Below are 23,716 nucleotides of genomic sequence, written 5' to 3'. Positions count from 1 at the left end.
CTGTATCGGTGGACAAAACCGGCATGGCCTATTCCTCCCATTGCAGTTCGCGCAATGCCTTCCGAGTACGTTCCATCCACATGCGCAGCCGTTCCACAGGGTTGGCTATCAGACGTTTTCCGGGCAGATCGGGTTCCTGGACCATCATGCGTCCGAACAGCCGGTGCGTCATGATCGCGGCGGCCGCGCAGGCGGCTTCCACCACGCAGACGAGGACCGCTCCCTCGACGCCTCCGGCCCACGGTATCGTGGCCTGGCTGCCGGAACCCAGTTCAAGGGCGGTCAGTTCCATGACCGCGGTGCCCCAGGAGGCCGCACGGGCCAGTTGCAGGCCGAGCCACGGAATCAGCCATGAGACGGCAAGACTGGCCAGGCCGGCCAATGTGGCGAAACCCACGAACGGCGCCACCATCAGATTCGCCGGTATGGAGAACACCGGCAGTTCCGGTTCGATGAGCACCTGGATCGGCAGGGTGAACACTTGCGCCGCTATGGTCATGGACAGAGCCTCGGCCACGAACCGTGGCAGGACCGGTTCCATCCATGCGTTGAGGGTGTCGGCGAACAGCACGATGCCGAGCACCGCGGCGCAGGACAGGGCGAATCCGAAGCTTTGCGACATGTGCGGGCATGCCATCAGCATAGCCAATGTGGTCCAGCTCAACGACGCCATCGCCTGGCCTCGTCTGCCGATGAACAGGCATGCCGCGCCGGACAATCCCATCAAAAGCGCGCGGGATACCGAATCCGACGGAAACACGCATGCCGACAGCATGATGTACGACATGGCGACCAGCAGTGCGGTGAATCGTCGCGGCAGAAGGAAGAACGAGCAGACGGAACGCACCAATGCGGCGGTCACGGCCAGATGGCCGCCGCTGACCGCCATGAGATGCACGATTCCGGACCTTTGGAACGCGTCCTCCACCTGTGCGGCGTATGTGGAATCGATGTCGGTGCCATCGCCCTCGGCCGGCACGTAGTCCTGTCCGAGAACACCCAATGTCAGTCCGGGGACGAGCACTTTCCCTTGGTCGGAAAGACGTGCGGTTTGGACGAAGAACGCCTCCTGCATCATGCCGATGGCGCGCATCGGCAGGTTTGGCGGCCTGACGTGTTCGACTGTCGTGACGTCGGTCAGCCACAACGGCATGGCACCGTATCGCGCTTCGGAGATGCGACCCGCGATCTTGTAGGTGCCGTCCTGTTTGAGTTTGCCGCATTCAGGCCGGTCCGCGTATATACGCGCTCGTGCCGAACTGGTTTGCCGTACGCCGTCGATGGTGACCGATGTGATGCGCGCGTCGGCACGGCAGTCGTTCGACCGTCTGTCGGAGATGACGGTCGGCGAGGTGGCGCGCGCCGTGACGACGACGGAAGCGTCGCCTTCCGCGGCCGCCCGAGAAGCCGGGTCGCGCCATTGCAGCAAATCATAGGTCAACGCGCTTGCCGCGCAAACCATCGCAGCGATCGCGCAGACCGTGACGCTCGCATGCCAGAGCGTTATCCGTCGTCGAACGGACGCCGGCAATCGTGGGAAGGGCAGTCCCGCCAGGACCGCCAGCGGTATCATGCAGGTGAGAACGGCCGGCAAAGCGCCGAGCATGCCGTCATGCGACATGCAATATGCGAAGCCGGCGTGCGCGGCCAGACTGGCCGTCCAACCGCATATTGCGGCCGGCAGCAGTCTCCAGTCTCGGCTCCCGCGCTCCCTGGTCAGCCAATCGCGTGTGCCCGTCATCTCACGCACACTTGGTCGCGGAACTTCGCCAGAGTCTTCGAACCGATGCCCTTGACTTCCAGAAGCTGGTCGACGTTGTCGAACCGTCCTATCTGCGTTCGATAGTCGAGGATGCGCTGCGCGGTGACCGGTCCGACGCCTTTGAGGGTCTGCAATTCGCCTAGGTCTGCGGTGTTGAGGTCAAGCTGGTTCGATTGCTGCGCTCCGTCTTGCCCGTCATGGCTGTCCGGTGTGGACGCGTCCTGCGTCGGCCCGTTTTCTTGCGGTGCCGGCGTTTGTTCCGTTTGCGGGGCCTGTTGCGGCTGCTGTTGGGCCTGTGAGCGTATCTGCGACCGCGAATGCTGCAGTTCGCTGTAGTGGATCGTCTGTTGGACGAGCATGGTCAGGCTCGCGCACAGCGCGCACGACAAAGTGAGGATCGCCATGAGCGCGTGGAACGGGCGGAACGCCAATCGTGGCCTGTCGCGTTTCGGCCGCTCCCCCTCGTCGGGTTTGTCCGTCGGCCGGACGCCGGCGAGCTCCGCCAAGGTCGATTTCGCGTCATGCGTCTTCCGCTGCGGCATCGGTCGTGCGGGTTCGTGTGATGCGGACGGTTCGTCCGATTGCGCCTCCATGGCCGTAAGGCTGTTGGGTCGGGACGGTTTTTCGGGCATGCCCAATCCCCGCAGCCGCTTCGTGGCGGCCGGCATGCCAGTGCCGCCGTCCGCCGTGTGGATGGCACGGATGGGGTGAGTGCCGCGAAATGCAAATATGCCCATGCATCCAACATTGGAGGATGCATGGGCATACTGTCCAGCCGAAACGGCTCCTGTGGTCGGAGAACGCGGGTTATCCACATTCCTGGCGTGTCGCCATGGTGCGGAAGAACCCGCGTCCTCTTATGCGGGCCGTCTCGTCAGAAGATCATTCCGCGGGAACGATGGAGACGATCTTCGGAGCCTTGACGATGACCTTGCGTGGCTCCTTGCCGCCCAGTCGGTCGGCGACGGCTTCGAGCGCCATCTTCTCCAGCTCCTTCGGATCGATGTCCGGGGAGACCTCGAGCTTGGCGCGCACCTTGCCCTTGATCTGCACGACCGCGGTGACGGAATCCTGTCCGACGTAACGTTCGTCGGCCTTCGGCCAGTCGGCGTGCGCCAGGGATTCGGTGTGGCCGAGCTTGCTCCACAGTTCCTCGCAGATGTGCGGGGCGATCGGAGAGAGCATCAGGATCAGCGGTTCGACGGCGGCGCGCGGCACGGCGTCGAGGCTGGTCAGATGGTTGTTGAGCACGATGAGCTTGGCGATGGCCGTGTTCGGACGCATGGCCTCCATCTCGACGGTCACGTCGGCGATCGTGTTGTTAAGCAGCTTCAGCGTCTTCGTGTCAAGCTCGCCGTCGGTGACGCGCACCTCGCCGGTGGTCTCGTCGATGACGTTACGCCACAGGCGCTGCAGGAAACGCATGGAGCCGACCACGTTGCGGGTGTTCCATGGACGGGATTCGGCCAGCGGGCCCATGCCCATCTCGTACAGGCGGAAGGTGTCCGCGCCGTAGTTCTCATACATGTCGTCAGGCGTGATGATGTTCTTCAGGCTCTTGCCCATCTTGCCGAACTCGCGGTTGGCATGCTGGCCGTTCCATGTGAACGTCGGCTCGCCGTTGGCGTCGGCGGGACCTTCCACCACTTCGGCGGCCGGCACGTACTGGCCGCGGTCGTCGGTGTAGGCGTATGCCTGGATCATGCCCTGGTTGAACAGCTTGTGGAACGGTTCCATGGAGTCGACGTAGCCGAGGTCGAACAGCACCTTGTGCCAGAAGCGGGAGTACAGCAGGTGCAGCACGGCGTGTTCGACGCCGCCGATGTACAGGTCCACGCCGCCGGACTTGCCGGCGGTCTTGTTGTGGTCCGGACCCATCCAGTAGTCGAACTCGTCCTTCTCCACCATGTGCTTGGTGTCGGTCGGGTCGATGTAACGCATGTAGTACCAGCAGGAGCCGGCCCAGTTCGGCATGGTGTTGGTGTCGCGGTAGTAGGTCTTCTTGCCGTCGCCCAAGTCGAGCTCGACCTTGACCCAGTCCTCGTTGCGGCTCAGCGGAGCCTCCGGGTTGGATTCGGCGTCCTCCGGGTCGAAGGTCTTCGGGCTGTAGTCCGGCACGTCCGGCAGGTTGATCGGCAGCTGCTCGTCGGGAAGCAGGTGCGGGGCGCCGTCCTCGCCGTAGACGATCGGGAACGGCTCGCCCCAGTAGCGCTGACGGCTGAACAGCCAGTCGCGCAGACGGTAGCTGACGGTGCCCTTGCCGACGCCGGCGGATTCGAGCCAGGCGTTGACCTTGTCGATGGCCTCGTCCACGCGCAGGCCGTCGAGGCTCAAGGAATCGCCCTTGGCCTTGGTCGCGTCGATGGAGGAGTTGATGACGATGCCGTCATGGGAGACGAACGGCGCCTTGCCTTCATAGTTGGCGAGGTCATCGCCGGATTCCGGCAGCGGCTTGACGGTGTAGATGACCGGCAGGCCGAACTTGACGGCGAAATCGTAATCGCGCTGGTCGCCGCCCGGCACTGCCATGATCGCGCCGGTGCCGTAGTCCATGAGCACGTAGTCGGCGGTGAACAGCGGCAGCTTAGCGCCGGTGATCGGGTTGATGGCGTACAGGCCGGTGAACAGGCCGGTCTTCTCGCCCGCCTCGTCCACGCGGTCCTTGGCGGTCTTGGCTTCGGCGGCCAGACGGTACGCCTTCACGGCCTCGACCGGGGTGGCGTAGCCGCCCTTCCAATCCTCGGGGGTTTCCGCCGGCCATTCGGCAGGCACGTTCTCAAGCAGGTGGTGTTCCGGGGAGACGACTGCGAAGGTGGTGCCGAAGAGGGTGTCAGGACGGGTGGTGTAGATCTCCATGTCCTTGACGCCGTTCGGGGTCTCGACGTCGAAATGCACGGAAGCGCCGTGGGATTCGCCGATCCAGTTGCGCTGCATGAGCTTGACCTTCTCAGGCCAGTCGATGGTGTCGAGGTCTTCGATCAGACGGTGGCCGTATGCGGTGATGCGCATGGACCACTGGCGCAGTTCGCGCTGGAACACCGGGAAGTTGCCGCGTTCGGACTTGCCTTCGGCGGTGACCTCCTCGTTGGCGAGCACGGTGCCCAGGCCCGGGCACCAGTTGACCGGGGACTTGGAGATGTAGGCCAGACGGAAGTCGTTGAGCACGTCGGCCTGCTCGGCTTCGCTCAGGTCGGCCCAGGCCTTGCCTTCGAAGCCCGGGATGGCGCGCTTGCCGGATTCGAACTGTTCGACGAGCGTGCTGATCGGGCGGGCGCAGCCCTTGGAGCCGGACGGGTTGGTGGCGTCCTTGTCGTACCAGGCGTCGTAGATGCGGGAGAAGATCCACTGGGTCCAACGCACGTAGCCGGGGTCGATGGTGGCGAAGGAACGACGGTTGTCGAAGCTCAGGCCCATGCGGTGCAGCTGGCGGCGCATGTTGGCGATGTTCTGTTCGGTGGTGATGCGCGGATGCTGGCCGGTCTGCACGGCGTACTGCTCGGCCGGCAGGCCGAAGGCGTCGTAGCCCATGGCGTGCAGCACGTTCTCGCCCTTCATGCGGTGGTAGCGGCTGACCACGTCGGTGGCGAGGTAGCCCAGCGGGTGGCCGACGTGCAGGCCCTTGCCGGACGGGTACGGGAACATGTCCATCGCGAAGTAGGACGGGCGGCCTTCTGCGTTATGGCCCTTGCCGTCCTTCAGGTCGCCATTGACGTTGGCGGCCCAGAAGGTGCCTTCGTCATCCCAGATCTTCTGCCATTTCTCTTCGATGCCCTGCGCCAGCTTCGCGTTGTAGCGGAACGACGGTTCGACGGATTCGTTCGGTTGCGCCTGCGCGCTTTTCTCAGTGTCACTCATAATGCATGAAATTAGCCGCGCAACTGGACACTTCGCAAGGAATCAACCACTATTCAGGCACGTGCGCCGCCGTTATTTTTCCGATGCCGCGGACGTGCCGGAGGACGGGGCCTTGGCCGTTGCCTTCGGCGGATTCATGGACGCGTCGGGCGTGTATCCGATCGACTTGCCCATGTCGGCCGCGGCCTTCTGCCACGAGCCGTCCTTGACCATGGCGCGCAATGCGGCGTCGATTTGCCCGACCAGCTCGTCCTGTCCTGATTTGACGGCGATGCCGTAGGACCAGGTGGTGTCGGGAACGTCGACGATCTTCAGATGGTCGCCTGTGTTGTTCGACGCCAGTCCGGCCGCGATCGCGTCGTCGGCGGCGACGGCGTCGGCCTCGCCGATCATCAGCGCCGTCATACATTGCGGATACGTGTCGCGTTCCGCCACCGTCGTGCGGATGTTTTTCGTGCGGTTGCGGATGTTGTCGTCCGCCGCGCTTCCAGCGACCGCGCATACGGTTTTATCGGACAGGCTGTCGGTCCCGGTGATTTCGGATGCGCTGTCGGAGCGGATGAGCAGCGCCTCCCGGACCGTCAGATATGGTCCGGCGACGTCGGCCTCACCATCGTGGGTCCCGTCCATGGAGAAGGAATCCACGACCATGTCCACCGTGCCGTCGGTGAGCGCGGAGGCTCGCATGGCCGGGGACAGCTGTTTGAACACGATCTGCTTTTCCGCGTATCCGAGGGTTTTCGCCACGTATTTGGCCACGTCGATGTCGAAGCCGGAGTATTCGCCTCCATGCAGGTATCCGAGCCCCGGCTGGTCGGCGGCCACTCCTATCGCGATCGTCGGCCCCTGCGCCGCGCCTTCGGTCACCACGGAAACCGATGTGCCGCACGCGCCGGCGCCGGCCGCAAGTAATGCCGCGCATGCCGCCGCGGCCACGTATCGCGCTTTTCCCATCATGGACGTCACTTGAACATGCGCGACCGGGTGAGGAACCAGGTGACGATCGCCGAAAGGACCAGTGAGATGCCGATGATCACCGCGAAGCCCCATGGCTTGTCCGTGAGGGGCATGCCGAGCATGCCTTCCTGGAAGTTCATGCCGTACATGGAGAAGATCAGGGTCGGAATCGACAGGGTGATGGAGATGATGGTGAAGATGCGCATCACGTTGTTCAGGTTGTTCGACACGATCGATGCGAACGCGTCGGTCATGTTGGCGAGAACGCCGCTGTAGATGTTGGCCATCTCGATTGCCTGCTTGTTTTCCGTGATGACGTCGTCGAGCAGGTCCTCGTCCTCCGGATACTGCTTGAGCCGCGGCAGCGTGGTCAGCTTCTCCATGACGATTTCGTTCGATTTGAGGGATGTGGTGAAGTAGACCAATGTCTTGCTCAGTTCCAGCAGCATGAGGATCTCTCGGTTTTGCATGGAGTGGCGCAGCTTCAGTTCGAGCTTGTCGCTTTCGCGGTCGATGATGCGCAGGTAACGCAGGTACATGGTGGCGTTGCGGTACAGGATCTGCAGGATGAACCGGGTCTTCATGTATGTGTTGAAGCCGCGGATGGTGCCTTCCATGAACGGGTGCAGCACGGGCGTGTCCTGCATGCAGACGGTGATGATGGCGGACTGGGTGATGATGATCGACAACGGGATGGTCTCGTACCAGTCGCGGCCGCCGCGTTCCTCCACGGTAGGAATGTCCACGATGATCATCGTGTAGTCGTCCTCGACGTCGACGCGCGAGCGTTCCTCGTCATCCAGAGGGGCGCGCAGGTCGGCCAGGTCGATGCCGGTTTCCATGGACACGTTGGCGAGCTCCACGTCGGTGGGCGCCGAGAGACATAACCAGGAGCCGTTCTCCGGTTTTTGGATTTGCTCCACCTGGCCGTTAATCGTTCTGAACATTCTCAACATGTCTCTCACCCGCCTTTCGCGCTTTCCAACGTTCTATCGCTGTACGGAAGCCCGATCCGCATGCGGAACGATCGCCGGATTCCCGGCTCGCCGCATGGTCGGGCAAACAACCTCATTAAGGATAGTCCCACCGTGAGAATTTGCCGTACGGACGGCGGTGATTTCATCAAGAGTTCACTTTGGATGATGTTTTCGGCGCCGTGTATTGGATGCTTATTGGATGATCGGCTTCCACAGCGGCATGCCGGGCGCGCGCAACGATTCGGGACCGTTCTCCCAGTCGGCGAATGATGCGATGGCGGGGCCTTGGTTGAATTCCTCAAGCTTCCAAGTGGGACGGTCCGCGTTCCTGGGGTCGGTGTGCGGGGTCATGCGCGTCCAGAAGGCGTTGCGCATCGCGCCGACGTTGTTGAGATCGTCGGGGTCCATGTCGAGCAGCACCGCCACGGTGGCCACGATCCATGAGCCGTGGCCGACGAGAAGCAATGTGGTAGGCATTGTCTCGTCATGGTGTTTGGCGACGATGTCGCGCACGGCTTCCGCGCCGCGTCGGCCCGTATGGATGCGGCTTTCCACGCCATGCTTGGTTTCGCCTCCCGTGTGGGCGCGCCAGGAATGGTAGTCGTCGGCGTAATGCTCGCAGATCTCCTCGCGGGTCATGCCCTCCCATTCGCCGAAGCTGCGTTCGCGCAGACGCGGGTCGAGTTCCACGTCCAGCCCCATGAGGCCGGCGAAGGCGTGCGCGGTCTGCTGCGCGCGGAACAGATCCGATGAGACGACGAGCATGCGGCGGGCCGCGGCGGGCGCGTTGTTGATTTCGTCGACGTCGGCCAGATGGGCGTTGCCGTATGCGGGTTGCGCGAGCTGGTCGTTATGTTCGGCGAGATGCGCGACTTTCGCCCAATAGTAGGTTTTGGCGAGTTCGTACGCGCTTTGGTCCGCCTGCCACCGTCCGACGATGTCGAGGGGAATGTCGATTTGTCCTTGCAGCCGTCTGGCGAGATTGTATGCGGTGCGTCCGTGGCGCAGGAACAGTACTTCGTCGATCATGGTTCTCGCTTTCTTGGTTTTCGCATCCGATCAGCGGATTGCCCGGAAGCCGACGGGAAACGGTAAAGAAAAAGGCTTCCGAATCTCTCCGGAAGCCTTCCAATCGTGGAGCTAAGGGGATTCGAACCCCTGACCCTCTCCATGCCATGGAGATGCGCTACCAGCTGCGCCATAGCCCCAATGTCTGCTCTGCAAACCTTGTATAAGATACAACACAGAGCAGAATCATGCAATTCGCGGCGTGTCGGGCACGTGGTCGAGGAAAGCCCCGGCCGCATGCCTCATAGGCTATTTCGAAGTGTCCGTCCCATTGCCTGACGTGCCGGATGATGTGCCATTGGGATTCGAACCGTTCGGCGTCGGATTCTGGTTCGTGGATGTCGAACCATTCGGCGTGGTGGTCGTCCCCGCGCCCGACTGTCCCGAATTGTTGGTGCCTGACGTCGATCCGTCGGATGGCGTAGTGGAGTCCGTGGACGAATCCGTCTTGTTCGAATCGTCTCCGGTGTTGGTGGACGAGTCCGAGCCGTCGGTGGACGTTCCGGTGCCGCCGGTTGTGGAATCCGTCTTCTTCCCGGTGTCCTTGCCGTTGTTCCTGTCGGAGTTCGTGGTGGAATCCTTATCGGTGTCCGTCGTGCCGGACTGGTTCTGCATATTGTCCTGCGTGCCGTTGTTTCCGCTGCCGTAGGTGGAATCGCCGGCATTGTCATCCGACGGCGTCTGCTTGCTGTTGACCATGTCACGCACCACGGTATCGGTTCCATGTCCGCCCGTGAATGCCAGGATCAGTCCGGCGCTCACGGCCACGCCGATAAGCGCGCTGACGATCGCGATGACGATCGGCGCACGCTTGCCATGCAGCCAAGCGTCAAACGACGCCCGGCGTCCAGCATGCTGGATACTTCCGCCGGCATTGTCCGGAAGCATGTTCGATTCGCGTCCTCCGGCCTGCGCGGAGGAGATGACACGGCCTGACGTTGCGGGCATCGCCGTGGTCGTATCCCCGTCCACGGACGTCATGACCGTGGTCTCATCGGATTCCTCCGCGGACAGCGTCTTGGTCTGCTCGCCCTCGGATTCGGCGGGAGCGATCACCGTGGTGGCGTCATCGCCGCTCTTGCCGGCACCGTCCGTACCGTCCTTGTCGTTGGCCACGAACGGTACGGCGTTTTGCAACTTCTCCCCCGACGCCTTGAGCACGTTCTTGTACACCTGCGTCGCAACGGCCGAGACGATGGAACCGGCGGCGACGCCAATCACCGATCCCGCGATGCCGATTTTTGCGGACAGCAGGAACGAGGTCACCGCGGCAAGCGCGCCCGCGAAAATCGATGAAAACGATATGCCCTTGAAAAAATTCTTCACAGAGCATGACGGTAGCCGATTACGCTTTGAAAAAACTTGCGATTCTGTGAAAAGCTTGGAAAAAACTTGGGAACGGGACGCGCGTCATCCCCCGTTTTCGTCGGCGGCTATAGCTGCGGATGCTCCCACTGCTCGGTGTCGGCGATCGCCGGACCATGGTTGTAGTCGACCAGACGCCACCGCAGCGCGCCCTGCAGTTCCAACGGCGCCAGCCGCACCCAATGCGCGTTGCGCATCGACAGAATGTCGGCGAAATCGCCATGCACTTCGCTCAATCCCAGCAGCGTCTGCAACGTCTGCGAGATCCAGGCGCCATGCGAGAACACGTACAGGTCGGTATCGGAGCCGGCCTTCGACGCCCAATCGTTCAACGCCTCGACACCACGCCTGCCGACGTTCTGCTTCGGTTCTGCGCCATACTTGAGCTCGCCGCCGCGGAACTGGGCCCATGACAGATAATCCTCGGGGAACCGTTTGGCGAGCTCTTCGACGGCGATGCCTTCCCAATCGCCGAAGCTGCGTTCTCGCACACGGACGTCGGGATGCACGTCGAGTCCGAGCGGGTCGGCGAACGCGTGTGCGGTGGCGGCCGCGCGTTTGAGATCGGAGCAGACAACCAGCTGGCATGCCGCTTCGGGATGACGGTCCACGTACAGTTCACGCAATGCGGACGCGGTCTGGCGAACCTGCCACATACCCACTTCGTCGAGCGGAATGTCGATCTGTCCCTGCAGCCTGTGCTGCGCGTTGTATGCGGTGCGTCCGTGGCGCACCAGTGTGATGGAACGCACGTGTGGCGTCATGGTCTCATCATGGTCGAGTTCGACGTTTCTGGGCATGCCTCTCACCTATCTGCCGGTTGTCTTTCCGATTTATTGCCTGTCTGCCGTCGTATTCGGATTGCTGGGACGGCGCATACCAAAACGTGCCTTCCGCATGATTTTCGGGAAGGCACGTTTCGATGATGGATGAAAAATCACGCTTCGCTGGAAACCGTCGGCTCCTGCTCGCCCTCGGCGTGTTCGAGCTGCAGGTCGATGCTCGGGCAGTCCTTCCACAACCGTTCGAGACGGTAGTATTCGCGGGATTCCTGGTGCATGACGTGGATGACGAAATCACCGTAGTCGAGCAGCACCCACTGGCCTTCGGTCAGGCCTTCGCGGGAGCGCGGCTGGCGTTTGCCGGCCTTGAGGTACAGGTCCTTCTCGATTTCCTCGGCGACGGCGAGCACCTGGCGTTCGTTCGAGGCGCTGGCGATGAGCATCGCGTCGGTGATGGCCAATGGTTCGGTAACGTCGAACGCCACGATGTCGGTGGCCTTCATGCGGTCGGCCGCGGCTGCGGCGATGCGGATGGCGTCGATGGAATCTTGCAATGCAGGCATGTTCAGCGCTCCCATTCGGGCTTCCAGCCCTCTACTACGTGTTGCGTGTTTTCGGAATAGACCATGGAGTCGGACGGGACGTCGTGGCGGACCACGGAGCCGGCTCCGGTGGTGACGCCGTCGCCGACGGTGACGGGGGCGACGAACAGGTTGCCCGCGCCGACGTGCACGTTCGATCCGATGGTGGTGTGGTGCTTGTGCACGCCGTCATAGTTGGCGGTGATGGTGCCGCCGCCGATGTTGGTGTGCTCGCCCAGGTCGGCGTCGCCGACATAGCTCAGGTGCGGCACCTTCGTGCCGTTGCCGATGTGCGCCTTCTTCATTTCCACGAACGCGCCGGCCTTGCTTCCCTCGCCGAGCTCGTTGCCCGGACGCAGATACGTCCACGGGCCGATGTTGGCGGCGCGGCCGATGTGCGTCTCCTGCACGCGGGAGCGTTCCACATGCGCTTCGGCGTCGATGGTGGCGCCGATCAGCGTGGTGTACGGGCCGACTTCGGCGGCTTCGCCGATCACCGTATGGCCTTGGAGGAAGCAGCCGGGCAGGATCACCGCGTCGCGTGCGATCTGCACGTCGTCCTCGATCCACGTGGTGTCCGGGTCGAGGATGGTGACGCCTTCGCGCATCCAATGCTCGCACACGCGCTTGTTGTGCGCCTTGGCGAGCGCGGCGAGCTGCACGCGGTCGTTGACGCCTTCCACGCTTAGCGGGTCGGGGGCGGCGAAAGCGCCGACGGCTCCGTTGGCTTTGGCGGCTTCGAGCGCGTCGGTCAGGTAGAATTCGCCCTGCGCGTTGTTGGATTTGAGGTTGGCGATGGCTTCGGCGAGCAGTTTGGCGTCGAACACGTATACGGAGGTGTTCACTTCGCGTACGGCGAGTTCGCTGCTGTTGGCGTCCTTTTGTTCGACGATGCGCAGCACGTTGCCTTCGCTGTCGCGGATGATGCGGCCGTAGCCGGTCGGATCGTCGAGGATGGTGGTGAGCACGGTCGCGCCGTTGCCGCTTTTCTCGTGAAAGGCGAGCAGCTGGTCGAGCGTGTCAGTGTCGAGCAGCGGCATGTCGGATGCGGCGATCAGCACGGCGCCGTCCAGATCGTCCTTCTGCGTGAGCTGCGCCATCGCGCATTGCACGGCGCGGCCGGTTCCGGGGATGTCGTCCTGGTCGACGATGGTGACGTGCTCGTTGTAGGAGCGTGCGGCTTCGGCGACGCGTTCGGCCTGGTAGTGGACCACCACGGCGAGCGTATCGGGGTCAAGGGCCGCCACGGAGTCCATGACACGGTTCAGGAACGTTTTGCCGGCCAAGGTGTGCAGCACCTTCGGTTTGTTGGAACGCATGCGGGTGCCTTCGCCCGCGGCAAGGATGATTGCGGCGCTCAGTGCCATCTTTCGCCTTCCGTTTTGCTGGTTTTCGCGGGAAACGTCCATTCCAGACGGATTAGTGGAGGACGCTTCGGATTTCAACGCAACCGCGATTGTATAAATAGGGTTCGGACAATGCCACAGCCGTCGGAAACGCCTTACGACGCCTGCGAAACGGAGCGTGCGACGCATCCGTACGCTTCGACAAGTCCGGGCAGGTCGGCTTTGGCGTTCGCCGGACTGGTGGATGGCAGCTGCGTCATCGGCATGCCGTCCAATCCATGCGCCCGAAGCAGCGGAACGCAGAGCTTACGGTACAGTTGCGCGGCTTTCGCGCCAGTGGTGAAGACATGGGCGATTTTCGATCGCATGATTATCGGGGAAAGATCATTGGGCACCGCATTACGGATACTGGCATCGCTCGCTCCATCGATGTCGCACGACTCAATCACATCCCATAACGCCATATGGTGACGCAAAGCGAAATCCCTACGCAACCCCACAATCTGGTCCGGGTCCCGGCACTCGCGCAGACAACCGTCATCATGGAAAACAGCCGCCATGACCGGCCAGAAACGATTGCGCGGATGACCATAATAAAACCGCATCTCACGCGACTTCGGACTTGGCACGGAACCCAACACCAACACGCGCGATCCGGCATCCCAAACCGGACCGAATCCATGTTCCACACGCATGGGCCACTCTCCTACCACCGCATCGAATACCGCGATGCGCCTTATTGTATTGCGCAATGTTGCGGCACGACAAACGGACGTGTATGTTGATTGCGGATACGACATGAGCAGCATATTCAAAGGAGAAAACATGCTCGAACCGACCACCGTCTATACGCCATCGCCAAACCGATACGACAGCATGACCTACAACCATGCCGGCGAAAGCGGCCTCAAACTGCCGGCCATATCCCTCGGCTTCTGGCACAACTTCGGCGACACCACCCCATACGACACCATGCGCCGCATCGTGTTCACCGCATTCGACAACGGCATCACCCACTTCGACCTGGCCAACAACTACGGCCCCGAACCCGGATCGGCCGAAAAAAACTGCGGACGACTCCTGCACGAATACTTCCACCACCACCGCGACGAACTCATCATCAGCACCAAAGCCGGCTACGAAATGTGGACCGGCCCCTACGGCGACCTCGGCAGCCGCAAATACCTGCTCGCCTCACTCGACCAAAGTCTCAAACGCCTCAACCTCGACTACGTGGACATCTTCTACCACCACCACATGGACCCATCCACACCACTCGAAGAGACCATGGACGTGCTCGCCACGGCCGTGAGCAGCGGCAAGGCGCTGTATGTGGGCCTGTCCAATTATGATGGCCCCACACTCGAGAAGGCCACCGCCATTTTGGATGAGATGCATGTGCCGTTCATCATCAACCAGAACCGTTACAACATCTTCGACCGCACCGTGGAACGCAATGGGCTCAAGGAGACCGCGCACCGTCTTGGCAAGGGACTCATCACTTTCTCCCCGCTCGCCCAGGGACTGTTGACCAACCGGTATCTGAACGGCGTTCCGGCGGACAGCAGAATCGCACATGACGGACGATTCCTGCAGCAGAGCGCGTTGACGCCGGAACGGCTTCAGCAGATTCGCGACCTGAACGATCTGGCCGCCGAGCGTGGACAGACGCTCGCCGAAATGTCGCTGGCTTGGCTGCTGCACGACGGCATGGTGGCTTCGGTGCTGGTCGGAGCGTCCCGTCCACAGCAGCTGATCGACAACATCGGTGCGCTTAGAAACACTTCGTTCAGCGACGATGAGCTCCGCCGCATCGACGGGATCTCGCTGTAGACGGGCCGCCCCCGCGCGGCAGTCGCGCACGAGGAAGCCGGGCTCCGGACGGAACCGCAACAAATGAGCCGGGCGCGTACGACATCGATCGTACGCGCCCGGCTCATGGCTTATGCGGTCGTGGATCGCAGGCTCACTCCTGCGGGTAGGAGTCGTCGAAGAAGCGGCGCTCCAGATGCACGATGGTGCGGAACACTTCGGCTTCCGGACCATCGATGGAGCAGTATTCGTTGACCAGGGAGATGAGGTCGCCGACCCACTTGCGGAAGTGCGCGCCTTCATGCAGGTCGACCCAGCCCTTGTGCGCCGGCACCTGCTGGATGACGTCGGCGTCGACGGTGCGCTTGGCCCATGCGAGGTACAGCCATTCCATGCAGCAGATCGCGGTGATCAATTCCGGCCAGCTCTTGTCGGACAGGCTGTCGAGGTATGCGCCGTACTCCTTGTTGGCCGGGGTCGGTTCGGTCGCGTCGTATTCCTCCTGGCTGACGTGATAGGCCTCGAGGAAGTGCTCGAAGTAGGTGGCCTCGTTGTCGGCGAACCACTGCGATTGCGCCGCGAGCATGTCCTTGGTCTCCTGACGTGGGGCGAGTTTGATGAGACGCGCCATCATGCCGTTGTTATAGAACTTGAAATCCTGGATCAGATACGCCTTGAGGATGGATTCCGGCAAGGTGTCGTCAAGCAGCTCGCTGACGAAACGCGAGTTGATGGCGTCGTACCAGTCCTCGGTGTTGAGCATGTACATGAGGTCGGCGACGGAGCCGGCTTCCGCGCCCAGCCAGGCGTAGTCTCCACTGGCGGGTTTCGTTGCTTCTGGAACGTGGTTGGTCATGATTTTCTCTTTTCTTGGATACGCCGGCGGACGGCCGGCATGTTTTCTGTGTTTGTTGTTGGATTGTGAGTTGCGTGGTTCAGGCCACGACGTCGGCCTTGCCTGATTCGAAGCGGTCGAGCACACCGGTTTTGGCGAGCGCCTTTTGTACGAACCACATGAGCGCTCCGCCGAATACGGCTCCGGAGATGACGCAGCAGACGGTGAACACGACGCCTTGCAGTGTCGACCAGCCGGCGGTGACGACCCATTCGTACAGGCCATTGGATAGGCCGGTCAACGCGCCGGCCAGGGTCACGGTGAGCAGGTTCCACTTGCGGTATGCGAAGACCGCGAAGCCGATTTCGGCGCCGAGTCCTTGGGCCATGCCGATCAGCAGTGCGTGCGCCACGCCGAATGGATTGCCCAGCAGCGTTTCGATGACCGCGGCGATGGTTTCGCCGAAGAAGGCCGCGCCGGGCTTGCGGATGATGATGGCCACGAGCGGGCCGGCGAACAGCCACATGAAATGGAAGAGTCCGCCCAGGCCTGGGGTGAGGCTGTCGAACAGGGCGGTCGGGACGGCGTAGATGAAGTCCCAGGCCCAGAAGATCACGCCGGATGCGACGGCAACGATCGCGGCCACGACGATGTCGACCACACGCCATTTGACGTTGGGTTTGCGAACTGCGGAAGACTGGTTTTCTTCAGTCATATAGGTATGTGCCTTTCTCTTATGCAAAGGCACGGGAAGTAGAGAGACGTCCGTGCGCCGGCATTATCCGGTATACGTTCATACGGTTGAAGCGGTTGCTTCCTCTCAGCCATAATGGCCCCCGTGTCCGCAAGCGATATTACATGGTTCGGCGCGTTTCCAGGCTGGTATTCCACATGTCGGCCAAAAGTCTCGTGAAATGGAAAAATGGGTTCCGTGTTTTTCCGAAAGTCCTGGGCCTTCGGGAAAACACGGAACCCATCGATATGCGGGAAAGCCGCTGTCGGCTATGCCAGGATCGACGCCGTGTCGGTTACCGTGATCAGCGGTTCGAACAAGCGCATCGTGTTGAGCGCCAGTTCCTGGTTCTCCGGGGTGCTGCCGGCGCAGGCGTCGGCCGGAACGCGCACGGCCACGCCGTTATCGGCCGCGGCGAGCACGGTGGTGAGCACGCAGCAGTCGGTGGCCACGCCGCAGACCGTGATTTTCTTGGCTCCGCCGATCGCGTCGATCAGCTGTTGTCCCCATTTGCCGAATGTGGTGCGGTCCACCACCTGATGGCCTTCGGCGAGGGCGGCGGTCTCGTCGGTCAGGTCGTATATCGGGTCGTCCGGCGGTACCAGGAACTGCGGCCAGTCCTTGAAGTAGTCGACCCAGGCGTCCTTTGGTGGAATCGGCGCGACGTAGCGCGTGTAGACCACGCGGTCGCCGAACGCCTTGGCCAGTTTTGCGAACGCTTCGTTGGTGTCGTAGTAGGTTCCGTCGGCGCAGGCCCAAGCGGACCATTCGCTTTCGGCGAATACTTTCTGACGGTCGATGACGACCAGCCACTCATCTTCAGCGATCATCGTATGTTCCTTCCTGTGCGATCGCACCGTTCGTCACTTGGCTTCGATGGCATCCGCCGTTTCGGATGCCGGCAGGTCGGCCTCCTGCTTGGCGATGTCTCCACGCTGGAACGCCAACGCGCCGAACAGGCCGACAAGCAGCGCCACGATCACGCCGAGGTTGGCGGATGCCCAGCTGCCGTCCTTGCCGCCGATCAGGAAGAGGAGGTAGCCCTGCCAGGTCAGCCAGTTCGCGGCGGTGTTGACCACGAGGCCCCAGCCGAGGATGGTGCCGACGGCGAGGATGACGAACGACTTGACGTTCCACTTGCCGTAACGGCCGTTCGGATCATACAGGTCGGGGGTGCTGTAGTCCTTCTTGCGCACGATCACGTCGGTCACGAACATGCCCGCCCATACGGCCATAGGCACGCCGAGGGTGGTCAGGAAGCCTTGGAACGGGCCGATGAAGGTGTCCGAGAAGAAGGTCACGTAGACCACGCCGGCCACGGTGAGCGCGGCGGTGAGGCCGGCGGCCGCGGTGCGGGGCAGTTTGACGCCGAAGCTCAGCAATGCCAGTCCGTTGGAGTAGTTGTCCATGATGGAGCCGGACATGAGGCCCAGCACGGCGACGATGGTGTACGGGATGAGGTACCAGATGGGCAGGATGGAGGCCATCGCGCCGATCGGGTCGTTGCCGACGTTTTCGGCGAGTTTGGCGTTGGATCCGGCGAGCAGCAGGCCGTAGAAGATGAGAAGCACGTTGGCGATGGACGCGCCGAACGTGGTCCAGAAGACGATGCCGCTGTTGGAGGACTTGCGGGGCAGGTAGCGTGAATAGTCGGCCGCGATGTTCACCCAGCCCAGGCCGAAACCGGTCATGACGAAGAAGCAGCAGCCGAGCATGGCCGGCAGGCCGCCGGACGGGATCCGTCCGATGGCGTCGAAGTCGATGTGGCCCCATCCGAGGATGAAGAAGCCGACGGTGATCACGCCGGTCACGATGGTGATGACCTGCTGGCAGCGCATGATCAGGTCGTAGCCGAAGATGCCGGCCACGACCACCAGACCGACCACCACGATGGTGGAGATGAGCTTCGGCGCGGCGCCGGAGCCCCAGCCGAGTTTGGAGATGGTGGAGGACATGGCGAGCACCGCGGTGGTGGTCAATGAGATTTCCCAGCCCAATGTGGCGATCCAGCTCAGCGCGGCCGGCACCTTGGCGCCTTCCACGCCGAAGGTGGCGCGGGTGAGCACCATGGTCGGGGCGTTGCCGCGCTTGCCCGCTATGGAGATGACGCCCACCAGCAGGAACGACACGACCACGCCGATGGTGGTCATGATGGTGGCCTGCCAGAAGGAGATGCCGAATCCCAATGCCCATGCGCCGTACGACATGGCGAACACAGAGACGTTCGCGGCGAACCAAGGCCAGAACAGGCTGGCCGGCGTGCCTTTGCGTTCCTCTTCGGAAATGGTGTCTATGCCCTGTTCCTCGACGGTGAGGGCACCTTTATCCTTGCTCATTTTCGGTTATGTCTCCTTCGCTTCCTTGCACTTTCCGAGAAAGTGCCCGTGCCGGCGGCAAAGCGTTCCTTGTCCGCTTCGCCGAACCGTTCGGACACATCATAACCCAACTTATAGTCATTATGACTATAAGGTTTGCATGGCAAGCAGCTTCTCCACTTCGATTCTGGAAGGACATGTGGCCGGACCCCGTCGCGTCACCGCGATGGCGGCCGCCGCGTTGGCGATTCCGACCGCCTCGCGAAGCCCCGTCCCCCGGCTCAGTTCTGCGCACAGCACGCCGGCATGGCAGTCGCCGGCGCCGTTGGTGTCGATGGCGTGGACCGGGAATCCCGCGACGAGCTCGGCCTCCGCCCCCGGTCGGGCCAGCCATGCGCCGCCTTTGCCGACGCGGACGATCAGCGCGGAGTCCAATCTCCGTGCCATCCGCTCAATCAGCGTGCGGAACGTTCCCTGGTGCATCGGCAATCCCAGCCGTCCGGCGATGAGGACCGCCTCCCGTTCGTTGCACGACCAGACCGGACGGTATTCGACCATTTCGCCGAACGTCTCGTCGTCGATGTCGGCCACCACCGGAGACGGGTCGAACAGCGCGAGGAAACGGCGATTCGGCGCGGTCCGGCGCATGAATGCCCGCAAGCCCTCGCCGGTATGGTGCGCGAAGGTGTATCCGCTGATGTGCACGACATCGCCATCGGCCGGTTCGACGCTTTGGAAGGTGGATTCGTCGCCGCGGGCTTCGGCGCCGCGCATCGAGATGAAGGTGCGTTCGGCCGTGCCGTCGGTCAACGCCACGCAGAATCCGGAGTCGACGCTTTCGTCGGTGGGACCGACATGCCGTATGCCTTCGCTCTCGAAGACCCTGCGGATCGTGTCCGCCCAGGGGCCGGTGCCGAGGATGCCGGCGTGCCGGGCGTCGACGCCCATCTGACGTACGGCGTGCAGCGTGTTGTAGCTCGCCCCGACATGGATGCCCGCTTCGTCGGCGAATACGTCCTGGCCCGGCTGGGGGATTTTTTCGACGCTCATGGTCAGGTCCACGATCGCCTGGCCCAAGGAAATGACCGTTCCGTTTCCCATGTTTCACGCCTCCCGTTCTCTCAGGGCGCACAGGCCCGCCACCGTCCGGTCCAGGTCGAGCCGATCGTCGTCTTTGAGCTGGCGCAGCACCTGTCCGCGCATATCCGGGTCGAAGCCGTCCGGACCATGCCATGCGCCGAGCATCGCGCCGGTGATCGCGGCGATGGTGTCGGTGTCCCCGCCAAGGGAGGCGGCGAAGCACAACGCTTCGGTGGGTTTATCGAAGAAACGCGTGGCTATGGCGAACGCCGCGGCCACGGATTCGTTGGCCTCCACGCTGGTGCCGCAGTCGCGTCGGAGGATGGTGGCGAATTCGCCGTCGGACATGGAGCCGTCTTCTCTGACGGCCCATTCCATGAACATCTTCACGCGGGCGACGACGGACGCCTTGGCCGACCAGTTGCCGCGCGGCGGCTGGGATTCCACGAACGCCAACGCTTTCGAAAGGAAGCCTCGCTCCCCCGCGATGGCGAGGCTCACGGCGGCGGCCACCAGCGTGGTCGATTCGATGCCCTGCATGGTGTTGTGCGTCACCACGCAGGAACGCCAGGCCTCCTCGGCCAAGGCGTTTCCGGGAATGAAGGCGATGCCGACCGGGGTGGCGCGCATGGCGCCTCCGTTCGTGGTGCCGAATCGTCCGGTAAGCTCCGGGTCGATCCCTTCCGCCAGCGCCTGCAGAGCGGCCTTGGTGGATGGGCCGAGCAGGTCCAGCGAGCCCTTTTCCTTCATCTTCGCCTCCCAGCGCAGGAGGTCCTGGGCGTACGCGTCGTTGTCGATTCTGCCATGGTCTTCGATGAGGCGGGCGGCCAGCACGAAGGCCTGTTCCGTGTCGTCGGTCACCGAGCCGGCCTTCATATTCGGCGCGATCGGCTGTTGTGGCACGGCGTCCATCAACCTGCGGACCGGTCCGCCGTAGCATTCGATTATTCGTTCGGCCGACATGCTTTGGGTCGGCATGCCGAGCGCGTCGCCGATGGCGAGGCCGATCATCGCGCCGCGGGCATGTTTCATCAGACGCTCATCGATCGCCATGGTTTCCTCCGTTCTCCCCCGCGGTGACGCGCAACGTGAAGTGGCTGGGGTCGAGGAACGAGCGCACGTATTCGACCAGCGTGCCGTCATCGCTGAAATTGTGCCGTTCGGACAGCAGGAACACCGTCTCCGGGGTCTTCTCCAACGCTTGGGCGATCGGGCCGAGCCTGTCTGCGGATACGTCCATATATCCGGAGGCCGCCTGCAGTCCGGCCTGTTTCATGGTTTTCGAGATGGAGCCGTCCACGAGTCCTTCCATTCGTTCGATGACCTCGCGCAGCGCCGGGATGGCGGGCAGATACGAGACCTCGTACGAGACCGGCGTCGACCGGAAGAGCCTGCGGCGCGCGATTTCGTAGAACCGTTCGCACTCGCTCTCCCCCTCCAACGCCAAAGGTCGGCCGACCAATGCGATGGACAGCAGTTCCGTGGTGGTCGGCGCTCCGGAACGCAGCGAGGCGGAGGCCCAACCGTCCGGACCGCTCATATCGCCGCCGTTGAACGCCACATAGCTGCCCGATCCCATGCGGGTCTCGATGAGTTCGGCCTTTTTCAGCTGTTCCAGCGCCCTGCGCACGGTGCCGCGGGACACTTGGTACTCTTCGGCCAGACGCGTTTCGGACATGATCCGCTCCCCCGGCTTGAGCGTGCCGTTTCTGATCTGCTCGGCAAGCTCGTGCCGCAGGTGCTCCGTTCGGGTGTAGGCAGTCATCTTCGGCCTCCGGACGACATTGAAACCAATATTGAACAACTATGTACAGGGTAGCACAGGTTTGTACAGGTTGCGTGTTGGTGGATGAATCCGCAAAGACGCGATGGGGAATACGGTCAGCCTGACAGGCTGTTTCGTCTTCCCGCGCCCAAAAGCGGGAAACCTGCATCGCTGCGCGTTCCATGTCTTTCGTTTCGAAAAAAGTTCGTTCGCGCGCTTAGTCTTTTTCCTGTGTCTACACTTGATTGCGGAGCCGGCAAAAGCGCCGGCGGCATCGTAAGGAAGAGCATTATGAAGATCACAGGACTCGACGAGGAGCGGCACGGCCGGCGTTGGAACGGACAGCGCGCGTTGGTCACTGGAGCCGGACAGGGCATCGGCCAGGCCGTGGCGCAGCTGCTCGCGTCCAAAGGCGTGAAGGTGGCGGTCAACGACATCGTGCCGGAACGTGCCGAGAACACCGTCAAACTGATTGCGGACGCCGGCGGAGAAGCCTTCGCAGCCATCGGCGACATCGCCGATCCGACTGTGGTGGAAGACCTCTTCAGGCAGCTCGACGAACGGTTCGGCGGCATCGACATCCTCGTCAACGTTGCGGGGATCATCATCAAGGACTCGCTCGACGACACCGACCTGGAACGGTGGAACCGCATCCTCGCGGTCAATCTGACCGCGGACTTCCTGACCATCAAGCAGGCCGTCAAACGCATGCGCAAGCAGCATTACGGGCGCATCGTCAACGTGTCTTCCATCGCCGCGAAACATGGCGGCGGCTACTTGGGCGGCGTCGCCTACGCGTCCACCAAGGCGGGCGTCGCGGCGCTCACGCGAGGAGCGGCCAGGGAGTACGCGCCGGACGGCATCAACGTGAACGCGGTCATGCCGGGACTCACCTACACGCCGATGACCGCCGGCATGCCCGATTGGAAACGTGAGGCGATCGAGGATTCCACGCTCGTCAAGCATGGCGGCCAGCCGTACGACATCGCGCGTGCGATCGTGTTCCTCGCCGATCCGGAATCCGGCTACATCGACGGCGAAACCTTAGATGTGGACGGCGGCACCAGCCTCGACTAGGCTCCACGCCTTCGCTTTGCCCTGCCGCGTGCATCCGGAGGCGTCAGTCCCGGTCCGCTCTCAACTCAAACACGCTATATGTGGCAGGTCAAACTGGATACAAGGTTGTCAGGGGGTATGATTCATGCCCTCTAACAGCTTGCTTTTCGGAAAATCTGCCACATATAGCGCAAAACGATTCCCTCAGCGCATGAATCTGCCACATATAATGGATTCCGTTTTTCTTTGGACCGGCTTTCGCCAGCCCATTGCCGAGACGGAATCGATTTAGTCGAGCACGACGCCGGCTTCACGCATTTGGCGTCGTGCTTCGACGCCAAGCTCCTCGCTGACCGGTTCGGTCAGATTCTCGATGACATGCGTCTCGTATCCGAGTTTTTTCGCGTCCAACGCGGTTTCCTTCACGCAATGCGATTCCGCCAATCCGACGACGTCCACGCGCGTGACGCCAGCCGCCCGCAACGCATTGGCAAGCGTCTTGCCCGCCGCCAGATCCGCGTCGACCTCCGTTCGTGTGGGAATGCGGTCGGTGTTGTCTTCCGATCCTTCGAAGCCGGAGTATGACGGCGAATACTGTCCCTTCTTGAAATGGTGCGTGATTTTCAGTGCGGCGATCGCGGGATGCAGTTCGGCGTTCGCGGTGCCGGCCTTGCCGTGCACCGGCCAAGTGTCGACGTAATCGGGATTGTCCGACCAGTGCGTTCCCGGTTCGATATGCCAGTCCTGTGTGGTGGCGATGTACGCGTATTCGCCGCGATGCGATTCGACATACTTCGCGATGCGTTCGGCGACGGCATTGCCGCCTTCCACACCCAGTTCCCCGCCTTCGCAGAACGTCGGCTGCACGTCCACGATGATCAACGCCTTGCCCATGGTCGCCTCCTACTTGGTTTTACGATGCTTCCCTGGCCAGCATAACCAGTTCCGTCGGCAAGCGTCCGGCATGATTTGTCAGAAGACGATCGTCTTCCTCTTTCCTTTGGCATTGCGCGGATATTCACGGATGCGCGTGACGTATTCCAGATTGACCGCTTCGACGTTGCCGTCCTTTTCCAGCACGATGCCGCCGTCCGTCACGTCCTTGACCGTTCCTTGAATGCTTGAATCCGTGCTCGTCACGGTGTAGATGATGCATTCCTTTCCAATGAACTGCCTTGCCAGCTCCTCCATCACCTTGTCCTTTCCACTGTTCCTTTTCCTGTTCAGCACGTGCCTGATTGCGGCGTTCCTTCGTTGTTTCGCCATCCAGAAAAGAGCCAGGATGATGGCCAAGGCGAGCAGAAAATAAACGGAATCCATTCCCCCTCCTTGGTTTTTGCCATCGTTCAATGCACGAACAGAAACACATCTTTTTGCAGATTACCAGACAAGCGCCTTCCGCATGCCGGCAAACCTGCGAACCGCAG

At 62.2% G+C, this 23,716-nt stretch carries 22 protein-coding genes, 1 tRNA gene and 1 riboswitch; of the genes, 2 read left to right on the top strand and 21 right to left on the bottom strand.

Annotated features, from left to right (window positions below):
• Nucleotides 1-28: 28 nt before the first annotated feature.
• From Q5H33_RS00775 to Q5H33_RS00720, 12 genes are all read right to left on the bottom strand, one after another.
• Complete coding sequence (locus tag Q5H33_RS00775; RefSeq protein WP_055054459.1) at nt 29-1,741, bottom strand: ComEC/Rec2 family competence protein; 1,713 nt, start codon at nt 1,739-1,741, stop codon at nt 29-31.
• A complete protein-coding gene (locus tag Q5H33_RS00770) occupies nt 1,738-2,499 on the bottom strand; it encodes a ComEA family DNA-binding protein (RefSeq protein WP_151905586.1) in 762 nt (253 codons plus the stop codon). Before Q5H33_RS00770 ends, Q5H33_RS00775 begins: the two co-directional genes overlap by 4 nt.
• Nucleotides 2,500-2,644: 145 nt before the next feature.
• Nucleotides 2,645-5,617, bottom strand: a complete 2,973-nt coding sequence (leuS, locus tag Q5H33_RS00765; protein ID WP_302422535.1) for a leucine--tRNA ligase — start codon at nt 5,615-5,617, stop codon at nt 2,645-2,647.
• A 72-nt stretch (nt 5,618-5,689) separates the two neighbouring features.
• Entirely contained in the window at nt 5,690-6,574 is an 885-nt protein-coding gene (locus tag Q5H33_RS00760; protein ID WP_003807031.1) for a transporter substrate-binding domain-containing protein, read from the bottom strand.
• 5 nt (nt 6,575-6,579) lie between these two features.
• The gene (locus Q5H33_RS00755) at nt 6,580-7,530 is read right to left on the bottom strand and encodes a magnesium transporter CorA family protein (RefSeq protein ID WP_003807032.1); all 951 of its coding nucleotides are present in this window, start codon (nt 7,528-7,530) and stop codon (nt 6,580-6,582) included.
• A 213-nt stretch (nt 7,531-7,743) separates the two neighbouring features.
• Nucleotides 7,744-8,580 (bottom strand): histidine phosphatase family protein, encoded by an 837-nt coding sequence (locus Q5H33_RS00750; RefSeq protein WP_070122398.1) that lies wholly within the window; start codon nt 8,578-8,580, stop codon nt 7,744-7,746.
• A gap of 106 nt (nt 8,581-8,686) precedes the next feature.
• Nucleotides 8,687-8,759, bottom strand: a tRNA-Ala gene (locus Q5H33_RS00745).
• Nucleotides 8,760-8,868: 109 nt separating this feature from the next.
• Nucleotides 8,869-9,945 carry a hypothetical protein gene (locus Q5H33_RS00740; RefSeq protein ID WP_070122399.1) on the bottom strand — a complete coding sequence of 359 codons (1,077 nt, stop codon included), beginning with the start codon at nt 9,943-9,945 and terminating at the stop codon, nt 8,869-8,871.
• 107 nt (nt 9,946-10,052) lie between these two features.
• On the bottom strand, nt 10,053-10,784 hold the full coding sequence (locus Q5H33_RS00735) for a histidine phosphatase family protein (protein ID WP_003807037.1): 732 nt from the start codon (nt 10,782-10,784) through the stop codon (nt 10,053-10,055).
• 137 nt (nt 10,785-10,921) lie between these two features.
• Entirely contained in the window at nt 10,922-11,329 is a 408-nt protein-coding gene (rsfS, locus tag Q5H33_RS00730) for a ribosome silencing factor (protein WP_021913369.1), read from the bottom strand.
• A gap of 2 nt (nt 11,330-11,331) precedes the next feature.
• Nucleotides 11,332-12,714 carry a bifunctional UDP-N-acetylglucosamine diphosphorylase/glucosamine-1-phosphate N-acetyltransferase GlmU gene (gene glmU, locus Q5H33_RS00725; RefSeq protein WP_021913370.1) on the bottom strand — a complete coding sequence of 461 codons (1,383 nt, stop codon included), beginning with the start codon at nt 12,712-12,714 and terminating at the stop codon, nt 11,332-11,334.
• A 134-nt stretch (nt 12,715-12,848) separates the two neighbouring features.
• Nucleotides 12,849-13,388, bottom strand: a complete 540-nt coding sequence (locus Q5H33_RS00720) for a DNA-deoxyinosine glycosylase (protein ID WP_011743236.1) — start codon at nt 13,386-13,388, stop codon at nt 12,849-12,851.
• 130 nt (nt 13,389-13,518) lie between these two features.
• Here Q5H33_RS00720 and Q5H33_RS00715 point away from each other — a divergent pair, with 130 nt between their 5' ends.
• Nucleotides 13,519-14,526: an aldo/keto reductase gene (locus Q5H33_RS00715; protein WP_117762574.1), complete on the top strand. Its 1,008-nt coding sequence runs from the start codon at nt 13,519-13,521 to the stop codon at nt 14,524-14,526.
• A gap of 133 nt (nt 14,527-14,659) precedes the next feature.
• Here Q5H33_RS00715 and Q5H33_RS00710 read toward each other — a convergent pair whose 3' ends face one another.
• The 7 genes from Q5H33_RS00710 to Q5H33_RS00680 form a co-directional block, all read right to left on the bottom strand.
• Nucleotides 14,660-15,361, bottom strand: coding sequence for a TenA family protein (locus tag Q5H33_RS00710; RefSeq protein ID WP_021913372.1), 702 nt, complete (start codon nt 15,359-15,361; stop codon nt 14,660-14,662).
• A 79-nt stretch (nt 15,362-15,440) separates the two neighbouring features.
• A complete protein-coding gene (locus Q5H33_RS00705; protein WP_003807048.1) occupies nt 15,441-16,055 on the bottom strand; it encodes an ECF transporter S component in 615 nt (204 codons plus the stop codon).
• A gap of 31 nt (nt 16,056-16,086) precedes the next feature.
• Nucleotides 16,087-16,190, bottom strand: a riboswitch (TPP riboswitch).
• 152 nt (nt 16,191-16,342) lie between these two features.
• Nucleotides 16,343-16,903: a cysteine hydrolase gene (locus Q5H33_RS00700; RefSeq protein ID WP_070122400.1), complete on the bottom strand. Its 561-nt coding sequence runs from the start codon at nt 16,901-16,903 to the stop codon at nt 16,343-16,345.
• Between the two features lie 33 nt (nt 16,904-16,936).
• Complete coding sequence (locus Q5H33_RS00695; protein ID WP_021913374.1) at nt 16,937-18,409, bottom strand: cytosine permease; 1,473 nt, start codon at nt 18,407-18,409, stop codon at nt 16,937-16,939.
• A 126-nt stretch (nt 18,410-18,535) separates the two neighbouring features.
• A complete protein-coding gene (locus Q5H33_RS00690) occupies nt 18,536-19,489 on the bottom strand; it encodes a PfkB family carbohydrate kinase (RefSeq protein WP_085380360.1) in 954 nt (317 codons plus the stop codon).
• Between the two features lie 3 nt (nt 19,490-19,492).
• Nucleotides 19,493-20,521 (bottom strand): ADP-ribosylglycohydrolase family protein, encoded by a 1,029-nt coding sequence (locus tag Q5H33_RS00685; protein WP_021913536.1) that lies wholly within the window; start codon nt 20,519-20,521, stop codon nt 19,493-19,495.
• Nucleotides 20,508-21,233, bottom strand: coding sequence for a GntR family transcriptional regulator (locus Q5H33_RS00680; protein WP_021913537.1), 726 nt, complete (start codon nt 21,231-21,233; stop codon nt 20,508-20,510). The genes Q5H33_RS00685 and Q5H33_RS00680 overlap by 14 nt, the downstream gene beginning before the upstream one ends.
• A gap of 291 nt (nt 21,234-21,524) precedes the next feature.
• Here Q5H33_RS00680 and Q5H33_RS00675 point away from each other — a divergent pair, with 291 nt between their 5' ends.
• Nucleotides 21,525-22,310 (top strand): SDR family NAD(P)-dependent oxidoreductase, encoded by a 786-nt coding sequence (locus Q5H33_RS00675; protein WP_021913538.1) that lies wholly within the window; start codon nt 21,525-21,527, stop codon nt 22,308-22,310.
• 267 nt (nt 22,311-22,577) lie between these two features.
• On the opposite strand, the gene Q5H33_RS00670 is transcribed toward Q5H33_RS00675, so the two are convergent.
• Together Q5H33_RS00670 and Q5H33_RS00665 are read right to left on the bottom strand one after the other, a co-directional pair.
• Nucleotides 22,578-23,183 carry an isochorismatase family protein gene (locus tag Q5H33_RS00670; RefSeq protein ID WP_033499500.1) on the bottom strand — a complete coding sequence of 202 codons (606 nt, stop codon included), beginning with the start codon at nt 23,181-23,183 and terminating at the stop codon, nt 22,578-22,580.
• A gap of 78 nt (nt 23,184-23,261) precedes the next feature.
• The gene (locus tag Q5H33_RS00665; protein WP_302422514.1) at nt 23,262-23,609 is read right to left on the bottom strand and encodes a DUF6897 domain-containing protein; all 348 of its coding nucleotides are present in this window, start codon (nt 23,607-23,609) and stop codon (nt 23,262-23,264) included.
• Nucleotides 23,610-23,716 lie beyond the last annotated feature (107 nt).

It is taken from the genome of uncultured Bifidobacterium sp., assembly GCF_959020145.1.
In the GTDB taxonomy this organism is placed as follows: Bacteria; Actinomycetota; Actinomycetes; order Actinomycetales; family Bifidobacteriaceae; genus Bifidobacterium.
The sequence above is the reverse complement of the archived record's forward strand: the minus strand, read 5'-3'. Positions and strand labels throughout refer to the sequence as shown.

Coding starts and splice junctions, on each gene's coding strand:
- leuS (WP_302422535.1), bottom strand. CDS start 5,617: ATGAGTGACACTGAGAAAAGCGCGCAGGCGCAACCGAACGAATCCGTC.
- rsfS (WP_021913369.1), bottom strand. CDS start 11,329: ATGCCTGCATTGCAAGATTCCATCGACGCCATCCGCATCGCCGCAGCC.
- Q5H33_RS00695 (WP_021913374.1), bottom strand. CDS start 18,409: ATGAGCAAGGATAAAGGTGCCCTCACCGTCGAGGAACAGGGCATAGAC.
- Q5H33_RS00675 (WP_021913538.1), top strand. CDS start 21,525: ATGAAGATCACAGGACTCGACGAGGAGCGGCACGGCCGGCGTTGGAAC.
- Q5H33_RS00690 (WP_085380360.1), bottom strand. CDS start 19,489: ATGGGAAACGGAACGGTCATTTCCTTGGGCCAGGCGATCGTGGACCTG.
- Q5H33_RS00710 (WP_021913372.1), bottom strand. CDS start 15,361: ATGACCAACCACGTTCCAGAAGCAACGAAACCCGCCAGTGGAGACTAC.
- glmU (WP_021913370.1), bottom strand. CDS start 12,714: ATGGCACTGAGCGCCGCAATCATCCTTGCCGCGGGCGAAGGCACCCGC.
- Q5H33_RS00755 (WP_003807032.1), bottom strand. CDS start 7,530: ATGTTGAGAATGTTCAGAACGATTAACGGCCAGGTGGAGCAAATCCAA.
- Q5H33_RS00700 (WP_070122400.1), bottom strand. CDS start 16,903: ATGATCGCTGAAGATGAGTGGCTGGTCGTCATCGACCGTCAGAAAGTA.
- Q5H33_RS00680 (WP_021913537.1), bottom strand. CDS start 21,233: ATGACTGCCTACACCCGAACGGAGCACCTGCGGCACGAGCTTGCCGAG.
- Q5H33_RS00715 (WP_117762574.1), top strand. CDS start 13,519: ATGCTCGAACCGACCACCGTCTATACGCCATCGCCAAACCGATACGAC.
- Q5H33_RS00665 (WP_302422514.1), bottom strand. CDS start 23,609: ATGGATTCCGTTTATTTTCTGCTCGCCTTGGCCATCATCCTGGCTCTT.
- Q5H33_RS00735 (WP_003807037.1), bottom strand. CDS start 10,784: ATGCCCAGAAACGTCGAACTCGACCATGATGAGACCATGACGCCACAC.
- Q5H33_RS00670 (WP_033499500.1), bottom strand. CDS start 23,183: ATGGGCAAGGCGTTGATCATCGTGGACGTGCAGCCGACGTTCTGCGAA.
- Q5H33_RS00720 (WP_011743236.1), bottom strand. CDS start 13,388: ATGCGTGTGGAACATGGATTCGGTCCGGTTTGGGATGCCGGATCGCGC.
- Q5H33_RS00705 (WP_003807048.1), bottom strand. CDS start 16,055: ATGACTGAAGAAAACCAGTCTTCCGCAGTTCGCAAACCCAACGTCAAA.
- Q5H33_RS00760 (WP_003807031.1), bottom strand. CDS start 6,574: ATGATGGGAAAAGCGCGATACGTGGCCGCGGCGGCATGCGCGGCATTA.
- Q5H33_RS00775 (WP_055054459.1), bottom strand. CDS start 1,741: ATGACGGGCACACGCGATTGGCTGACCAGGGAGCGCGGGAGCCGAGAC.
- Q5H33_RS00770 (WP_151905586.1), bottom strand. CDS start 2,499: ATGGGCATATTTGCATTTCGCGGCACTCACCCCATCCGTGCCATCCAC.
- Q5H33_RS00685 (WP_021913536.1), bottom strand. CDS start 20,521: ATGGCGATCGATGAGCGTCTGATGAAACATGCCCGCGGCGCGATGATC.
- Q5H33_RS00750 (WP_070122398.1), bottom strand. CDS start 8,580: ATGATCGACGAAGTACTGTTCCTGCGCCACGGACGCACCGCATACAAT.